Here is an 8,738-nt window from a genome sequence, read left to right as displayed (position 1 = left end):
AAGGAGATAGGCATGAACCAAGAGGTCATGAACCTTTTCAACCCGCAGGTGCCTGCGCAGACGTTCGACTCCATCCGTATCTCGATCGCGTCGCCGGAAAAGATCCTGTCGTGGTCGTACGGCGAGATCAAGAAGCCGGAAACCATCAACTACCGTACGTTCAAGCCGGAACGCGACGGTCTCTTCTGCGCGCGCATCTTCGGGCCGATCAAGGACTACGAGTGCCTGTGCGGCAAGTACAAGCGCATGAAGTACAAGGGCATCATCTGCGAAAAGTGCGGCGTCGAAGTCACGCTGTCGCGCGTTCGCCGCGAGCGCATGGGCCATATCGAGCTCGCCGCTCCGGTTGCCCATATCTGGTTCCTGAAGTCGCTTCCCTCGCGCATCTCGACCCTGCTCGACATGACGCTGAAGGATGTCGAGCGCGTTCTCTATTTCGAGAACTACATCGTGACCGAGCCGGGCCTGACCGCGCTCAAGGAAAACCAGCTTCTTTCCGAAGAAGAATACATGATCGCCGTCGATGAATATGGTGAAGACCAGTTCACGGCGATGATCGGCGCCGAGGCCATCTACGAGATGCTCGCCTCGATGAACCTCGAGAAGATCGCCGGCGATCTGCGTCAGGACCTGGCCGACACCACGTCGGACCTGAAGCAGAAGAAGCTGATGAAGCGCCTGAAGATCGTCGAGAACTTCATGGAGAGCGGCAACCGTCCGGAATGGATGATCATGAAGGTCGTTCCGGTGATCCCGCCGGACCTGCGCCCGCTGGTTCCTCTTGATGGTGGCCGTTTCGCGACGTCCGACCTGAACGACCTCTATCGTCGTGTCATCAACCGTAACAACCGTCTGAAGCGTCTCATCGAGCTGCGTGCACCGGGCATCATCATCCGTAACGAGAAGCGCATGCTTCAGGAATCGGTTGACGCTCTGTTCGACAACGGCCGCCGCGGCCGCGTCATCACCGGCGCCAACAAGCGTCCGCTGAAGTCGCTCAGCGACATGCTCAAGGGCAAGCAGGGCCGCTTCCGCCAGAACCTGCTCGGCAAGCGCGTCGACTATTCCGGCCGTTCGGTCATCGTGACCGGTCCGGAACTCAAGCTGCACCAGTGCGGCCTGCCGAAGAAGATGGCGCTCGAGCTGTTCAAGCCGTTCATCTACGCCCGCCTCGACGCCAAGGGTTTCTCCTCGACCGTCAAGCAGGCCAAGAAGCTCGTTGAAAAAGAAAAGCCTGAAGTCTGGGATATCCTCGATGAGGTCATCCGCGAACATCCGGTTCTCCTGAACCGCGCACCGACGCTTCACCGCCTGGGCATCCAGGCCTTCGAACCGATCCTGGTCGAAGGCAAGGCCATCCAGCTGCATCCGCTCGTCTGCACGGCCTTCAACGCCGACTTCGACGGCGACCAGATGGCTGTTCACGTTCCGCTCTCGCTGGAAGCCCAGCTGGAAGCGCGCGTGCTCATGATGTCGACGAACAACATTCTGCACCCGGCAAACGGCGCGCCGATCATCGTTCCCTCGCAGGACATGGTTCTCGGCCTCTACTATCTGGCGATCATGAACCAGAACGAGCCGGGCGAAGGCATGGCCTTCTCCGACATGGGCGAACTGCACCATGCGCTCGAAAACAAGGTCGTTACCCTGCATGCCAAGATCCGCGGTCGCTTCAAGACCATGGATGCCGACGGCAAGCTGGTGTCCAAGATCTATGAAACGACGCCCGGCCGCATGATCATCGGCGAACTCCTGCCGAAGAACGTCAACGTGCCGTTCGAGACCTGCAACCAGGAAATGACCAAGAAGAACATCTCCAAGATGATCGACACGGTCTACCGTCACTGCGGTCAGAAAGACACGGTCATCTTCTGCGACCGCATCATGCAGCTCGGCTTTGCCCATGCCTGCCGCGCCGGCATTTCGTTCGGCAAGGACGACATGATCATTCCGGAAACCAAGGCGAAGATCGTCGGTGACACCGAAACCCTGGTCAAGGAATACGAGCAGCAGTACAATGACGGCCTGATCACCCAGGGCGAGAAGTACAACAAGGTCGTCGACGCCTGGGGCAAGGCCACCGAAAAGGTTGCCGAGGACATGATGGCCCGCATTAAGGCCGTCGAGTTCGACCCGGAAACCGGTCGCCAGAAGCAGATGAACGCCATCTACATGATGTCCCACTCCGGCGCCCGCGGTTCTCCGAACCAGATGCGCCAGCTGGGCGGCATGCGTGGCCTCATGGCCAAGCCGTCGGGTGAGATCATCGAAACGCCGATTATCTCGAACTTCAAGGAAGGCCTGACCGTGAACGAGTACTTCAACTCGACGCACGGTGCCCGTAAGGGTCTGGCAGACACCGCCTTGAAGACCGCGAACTCCGGTTACCTGACCCGCCGTCTCGTCGACGTCGCGCAGGACTGCATCGTCACGCACGTGGATTGCGGCACCGACAAGGGCCTCACCATGACCGCGATCGTCGATGCCGGCCAGGTCGTGGCTTCGATCGGCACCCGCGTTCTGGGTCGTACCGCGCTTGACGACATCGATCATCCGGTCACGGGTGCGCGCATCGTTGATGCCGGCAAGATGATCCTCGAGCCCGATGTCATCGAAATCGAGAAGGCTGGTATCCAGTCGATCCGTATTCGTTCGGCACTGACCTGCGAAATCCAGACCGGCGTCTGCGGCGTCTGCTACGGTCGCGACCTTGCACGCGGCACGCCCGTCAACATGGGTGAAGCTGTCGGCGTCATCGCGGCACAGTCGATCGGTGAACCGGGCACCCAGCTCACCATGCGTACCTTCCACCTGGGCGGCACGGCGACCGTGGTCGACCAGTCGTTCCTGGAAGCATCGTATGAAGGCACGGTGCAGATGAAGAACCGCAACATGCTGCGCAACTCGGAAGGCGTTCTCGTCGCGATGGGTCGTAACATGGCGGTCACCATCCTGGACGAGCGTGGCGTAGAACGGTCCTCGCAGCGCGTCGCCTACGGTTCGAAGATCTTCGTCGATGACGGCGACAAGGTGAAGCGCGGCCAGCGTCTCGCCGAGTGGGACCCCTACACCCGTCCGATGATGACGGAAGTGGAAGGTACCGTTCACTTCGAAGACGTCGTCGACGGCATCTCGGTTCTGGAAATGACCGACGAATCCACCGGCATCACCAAGCGTTCGGTCATCGACTGGCGCTCGACGCCGCGCGGTACAGACCTGAAGCCCGCGATCGTCATCAAGGACAAGAATGGCGCCGTTGCCAAGCTGTCCCGCGGTGGCGAAGCTCGCTTCCTGCTCTCGGTCGATGCGATCCTGTCGGTCGAGCCGGGTCAGAAGGTCTCCCAGGGTGACGTTCTTGCCCGCTCGCCGCTGGAAAGCGCCAAGACCAAGGACATCACCGGTGGTCTGCCGCGCGTTGCCGAACTGTTCGAAGCCCGTCGTCCGAAGGACCACGCCGTCATCGCTGAGATCGATGGTACCGTCCGCTTTGGCCGCGACTACAAGAACAAGCGCCGCGTGCTGATCGAGCCGTCGGAAGACGGTGTCGAGCCGGTCGAGTACCTGATCCCGAAGGGCAAGCCCTTCCACCTTCAGGACGGCGACTACATCGAAAAGGGTGACTACATCCTCGACGGTAACCCGGCACCGCACGACATCCTGGCGATCAAGGGTGTGGAAGCACTCGCTTCCTACCTCGTGAACGAGATCCAGGAAGTCTATCGACTGCAGGGCGTTGTGATCAACGACAAGCACATTGAGGTGATCGTTCGCCAGATGCTGCAGAAGGTCGAGATCACGGATGCTGGCGACTCGACCTACATCGTCGGTGACAGCGTTGACCGTATCGAGCTGGAAGACGTCAACGATCAGCTGATCGAAGAGGGCAAGAAGCCGGCTTACGGCGATCCGGTCCTCCTCGGCATCACCAAGGCGTCGCTGCAGACTCCGTCGTTCATCTCGGCTGCTTCGTTCCAGGAGACCACCAAGGTTCTCACGGAAGCTGCGATCGCCGGCAAGACCGACGGCCTGCAGGGCCTCAAGGAAAACGTCATCGTCGGCCGCCTCATCCCGGCCGGTACCGGTGGCACCATGACCCAGATCCGCCGCATCGCGACGGCCCGCGACGAGATGATCCTCGACGAGCGCCGCAAGTCGACGGGCGCCGGCGTCGCAACCCCGATGCTGGCGGACCTCGCCGGCGGCGAGGGCGCCGCAGCCGAGTAAGGCTGGGTCTTATGAAAATGAAAACGCCGGGCCTAGTGCCCGGCGTTTTGCTTTTGACGATCGGGAAGGATGTTCATTCGCGAATAGACGAAGGGTTGTGGGTGGGAATCCAGGCCACAGGACAGCCGTTCTGCGATGGGGAGGGCCGCGGCGGTGCAAATCGCCCTTCTTGGCAAGGAACGGGCGCTCACGGCGCGGAGGCCGACATCATCGCAGGATTACGATTTCGATACGCGCCGGACGCGGAGACGAACTTGTCGTTACGGGTCGATCGCGCGGCCGACGTTTCGTCTACCGGTATGTCGGCGCAGGCATTGCTCTCTCGATGCCTGCGCCACTCTTATTATGCGAAGCGGATGATCGCGACTTCGCCTTCCAGCGCGCCCTTGTAGGCCGAAGCGTGCGGCTCGTCTTCCGGCAGGCCGTTCAGCGTGCCGATCTGGTCGAGGTCGGCTTCCAGGAAACCTTCTTCGGAAAGCGCGTTCAGCGCCTCGCGCACGGCGCTATCGTCATCGGGCGCGCGTAGCATGACATGGATGTCTATGCCCTCGTCACCCTCGCGCTCATAGGCCTTGCCGATGATGATGAAGACCATCGGCTCGTCGCCGAGCGTGTTGTTGTCATTGTCGGCGCTGGACGCCATGGCGGGCTCCTTTCGGGTCAGTGTTACGGGTTGTATAAAGGGTAGGGCGGCAAGACCCAATGACAAAATGTGGGCCGATGCGACTCGGGACGATAGAATCGGTGGATGCATTCGCGACGCGCAGACTCTTGCCGGTTGATTCCGTCTTCATGCTTTCTTAATGTTCTCAGGCGAAGGCTTCCGCCGTCCAAAGTGCCGCCGATGGGGCAGGGCGGGCGGCCAAAAGCCTTGCTTCTCAGGCAGGCCAGCCATTCTGGCCCCGGATTCTTTCGCCGCGCCCCTTGACCTTTTGCCCTTAACTCAGTAGACCGCACGCCATCAGAGCCTATGTGAGGCTGGCTGGTTCGGAACGACTCGTTCTGAAGTTCGCCTCAAACAAGGCTCGACGCACGTTGAGAACATGAATGCTGCACGCATGACGCGGTGATATCGCGTCCTCTGCCTATCGAAGGTCATCCGCTCAGGTGGATCGGCCTTTTATTGCGCATGAACACGCGTGTGGCCATGAGCATTTTGCAGGCAAGCGGAACGCTTGGCGTTGCATAAATGCGTAACCGACTATGCAGGGGCGGCCCGCCGCTCCAATCCGCCCGCAAGGGTAATGAGACACGATAAGGGATGGGTCTATGCCTACCGTAAACCAGTTGATCCGCAAGCCGCGCCAGGCGTCGGTTAAGCGCAACAAGGTTCCTGCCCTGCAGGAAAACCCCCAGAAGCGCGGCGTTTGCACCCGCGTGTACACGACGACCCCGAAGAAGCCGAACTCGGCTCTGCGTAAGGTCGCCAAGATCCGCCTGACCAATGGCTTCGAAGTCATCGGTTACATCCCGGGCGAAGGCCACAACCTGCAGGAACACTCTGTCGTCATGATCCGTGGCGGCCGCGTAAAGGACTTGCCGGGCGTGCGTTACCACATCATCCGCGGCGTTCTCGACACCCAGGGCGTCAAGAACCGCAAGCAGCGTCGTTCGAAGTATGGCGCGAAGCGTCCGAAGTAATATAGTAACCAGCGCCATTTCGCTGGCCAGATCATTCAAGATTGAGAGACTAAAAGTATGTCCCGTCGCCATAGAGCAGAAAAGCGCGAGATCAATCCGGACCCGAAGTTCGGCGATCTCGTGGTCACCAAGTTCATGAATGCCATCATGCTGGACGGCAAGAAGTCCGTCGCCGAAACGATCGTTTACGGTGCCTTTGATGTCGTTCAGGGCAAGGCTAAAGCGGACCCGGTCACGGTGTTCCATTCGGCTCTCGACAACGTCGCTCCGCACGTCGAAGTGCGTTCGCGTCGCGTCGGTGGTGCGACCTACCAGGTTCCGGTCGACGTTCGCCCGGAGCGCCGCCAGGCTCTCGCAATCCGTTGGCTGATCGCAGCTGCCCGCAAGCGTAACGAAACGACCATGGTCGAGCGCCTTTCCGGCGAACTCATGGACGCAGCAAACAATCGCGGCAGCGCAGTGAAGAAGCGCGAAGACACGCACAAGATGGCCGACGCCAACCGTGCGTTCTCGCACTACCGCTGGTAACCGAAACTAACGTCTCGAAAGGAGTCCGAAATGGCTCGCGAATACAAAATCGAAGACTACCGTAATTTCGGTATCATGGCGCATATCGACGCCGGCAAGACGACGACGACCGAACGCATCCTCTACTACACCGGCAAGTCCCACAAGATCGGCGAAGTCCATGACGGCGCCGCGACCATGGACTGGATGGAGCAGGAGCAGGAACGCGGCATCACGATCACCTCGGCTGCAACCACGACCTTCTGGAAGGGTCGTGACGGCAAGACCCGCCGCTTCAACATCATCGACACCCCCGGCCACGTCGACTTCACCATCGAAGTCGAACGCTCGCTGCGCGTTCTCGACGGTGCGATCGCTCTTCTCGATGCCAACGCCGGTGTCGAGCCGCAGACGGAAACCGTCTGGCGCCAGGCTGAGAAGTACAACGTTCCGCGCATGATCTTCTGCAACAAGATGGACAAGACCGGCGCGGACTTCTACCGCTCGGTATCCATGATCAAGTCGCGTCTCGGTGCGATCCCGGTCGTCATGCAGCTGCCGATCGGCGCTGAAAGCGACTTCAAGGGCGTCATCGATCTGATCGAAATGAACGCGCTCGTCTGGCGCGATGAATCGCTCGGCGCCCAGTGGGACGTCGTCGAGATTCCGGAAGACATGAAGGCCCAGGCCGAGGAATACCGCGAGAAGCTCATCGAGACCGTCGTCGAAATCGACGAAGCCGCGATGGAAGCCTATCTCGAAGGCAACTACCCGGACAACGACAAGATCCGCGAACTCGTTCGCCGCGGCACCATCGACGTGAAGTTCCACCCGATGTTCTGCGGTACCGCGTTCAAGAACAAGGGCGTTCAGCCGCTGCTCGACGCCGTCGTCGATTACCTGCCGTCCCCGGCAGACATCCCGGCGATCAAGGGCATCGACGTCAAGACGGAGCTCGAAATCGAGCGTCACGCCGATGACGCCGAGCCGCTCTCGATGCTCGCGTTCAAGATCATGAACGACCCCTTCGTCGGTTCGCTCACCTTTGCCCGCATCTATTCCGGCAAGCTCGAAAAGGGCACGTCGGTTATGAACACGGTCAAGGAAAAGCGCGAACGCGTCGGCCGTATGCTGCAGATGCATTCCAACTCGCGTGAAGACATCGAAGAAGCCTATGCAGGCGACATCGTTGCTCTCGCCGGCCTCAAGGACACGACGACGGGCGACACGCTCTGCGATCCCCTGAAGCCGGTCGTTCTCGAGCGCATGGAATTCCCGGAACCGGTTATCCAGATCGCGATCGAGCCGAAGACGAAGAACGACCAGGAAAAGATGGGCCTCGCGCTCAACCGCCTGGCCGCTGAAGACCCGTCCTTCCGCGTCAAGACGGACGAAGAGTCCGGCCAGACGATCATCGCTGGCATGGGCGAACTTCACCTCGACATCATCGTCGACCGCATGCGTCGCGAGTTCAAGGTCGAAGCAAACGTCGGCGCTCCGCAGGTTGCTTACCGTGAGACGATCACGCGCAAGACCGAAAAGGACTACACGCACAAGAAGCAGACCGGTGGTACCGGCCAGTTCGCCCGCGTGAAGCTCGTTTTCGAACCGAACCCGGATGGCGAAGATTTCCTCTTCGAATCCAAGATCGTCGGCGGTGCTGTTCCCAAGGAATACATCCCGGGCGTTCAGAAGGGTATCGAAAGCGTTCTGTCCTCGGGTCCGCTCGCGGGCTTCCCGATGCTCGGCGTCAAGGCGACGCTCATCGACGGCGCCTTCCACGACGTCGACTCCTCGGTCCTCGCCTTCGAAATTGCTTCGCGTGCCTGCTTCCGTGAAGCATCGCGTGAAGCCGGCGCCCAGCTGCTCGAGCCGATGATGAAGGTCGAAGTCGTAACGCCGGAAGATTATGTCGGCGACGTTATCGGCGACCTGAACTCCCGTCGTGGCCAGATCCAGGGCCAGGAATCGCGCGGCGTCGCCGTCGTGATCTCCGCCAACGTGCCGCTGGCCAACATGTTCAAGTACGTGGACAACCTGCGCTCCATGTCGCAGGGCCGCGCCCAGTACTCGATGGTCTTCGACCACTATGCGCCGGTTCCGTCGAACGTCGCGCAGGAAATCCAGGCAAAGTACTCCGGTCAGAAGTGACCGGGGTAACCCCCTAAAAATTTGTATGAATTTCCCCTCGCGGGATCACGAATGGAGAGCCGGAAATGGCAAAGAGCAAGTTTGAGCGCAACAAGCCTCACGTAAACATCGGCACGATCGGCCACGTCGACCACGGCAAGACGTCGCTGACGGCAGCGATCACGAAGTACTTCGGCGAGTTCAAGGCGTACGACCAGATCGACGCTGCTCCGGAA

Annotated in this window: 6 protein-coding genes; 5 read left to right on the top strand and 1 reads right to left on the bottom strand. The window is 60.3% G+C overall.

Annotated elements, in window-relative coordinates; translation table 11 throughout:
* Positions 1-12 precede the first annotated feature (12 nt).
* Positions 13-4,224, top strand: coding sequence for a DNA-directed RNA polymerase subunit beta' (rpoC, locus tag ACOZKU_RS18250; RefSeq protein WP_421580061.1), 4,212 nt, complete (start codon positions 13-15; stop codon positions 4,222-4,224).
* Between the two features lie 343 nt (positions 4,225-4,567).
* Here rpoC and ACOZKU_RS18245 read toward each other — a convergent pair whose 3' ends face one another.
* Entirely contained in the window at positions 4,568-4,867 is a 300-nt protein-coding gene (locus ACOZKU_RS18245; protein ID WP_314095374.1) for a transcriptional regulator, read from the bottom strand.
* A 626-nt stretch (positions 4,868-5,493) separates the two neighbouring features.
* On the opposite strand from ACOZKU_RS18245, the gene rpsL reads away from it, so the two are divergent.
* The 4 genes from rpsL to ACOZKU_RS18225 all read left to right on the top strand — a co-directional run.
* Positions 5,494-5,865, top strand: coding sequence for a 30S ribosomal protein S12 (rpsL, locus tag ACOZKU_RS18240; RefSeq protein WP_022719193.1), 372 nt, complete (start codon positions 5,494-5,496; stop codon positions 5,863-5,865).
* A gap of 57 nt (positions 5,866-5,922) precedes the next feature.
* A complete protein-coding gene (rpsG, locus tag ACOZKU_RS18235; RefSeq protein ID WP_256121541.1) occupies positions 5,923-6,393 on the top strand; it encodes a 30S ribosomal protein S7 in 471 nt (156 codons plus the stop codon).
* Between the two features lie 30 nt (positions 6,394-6,423).
* Positions 6,424-8,523, top strand: coding sequence for an elongation factor G (gene fusA / locus ACOZKU_RS18230; protein ID WP_314095382.1), 2,100 nt, complete (start codon positions 6,424-6,426; stop codon positions 8,521-8,523).
* Positions 8,524-8,588: 65 nt separating this feature from the next.
* On the top strand, positions 8,589-8,738 hold a 150-nt coding region (locus ACOZKU_RS18225; protein ID WP_421431064.1), incomplete at its 3' end, for a GTP-binding protein.

The organism is Shinella sp. M31, assembly GCF_049199205.1.
Lineage (GTDB): Bacteria > Pseudomonadota > Alphaproteobacteria > Rhizobiales > Rhizobiaceae > Shinella.
This window is presented reverse-complemented; position numbering and strand designations above follow the sequence as displayed.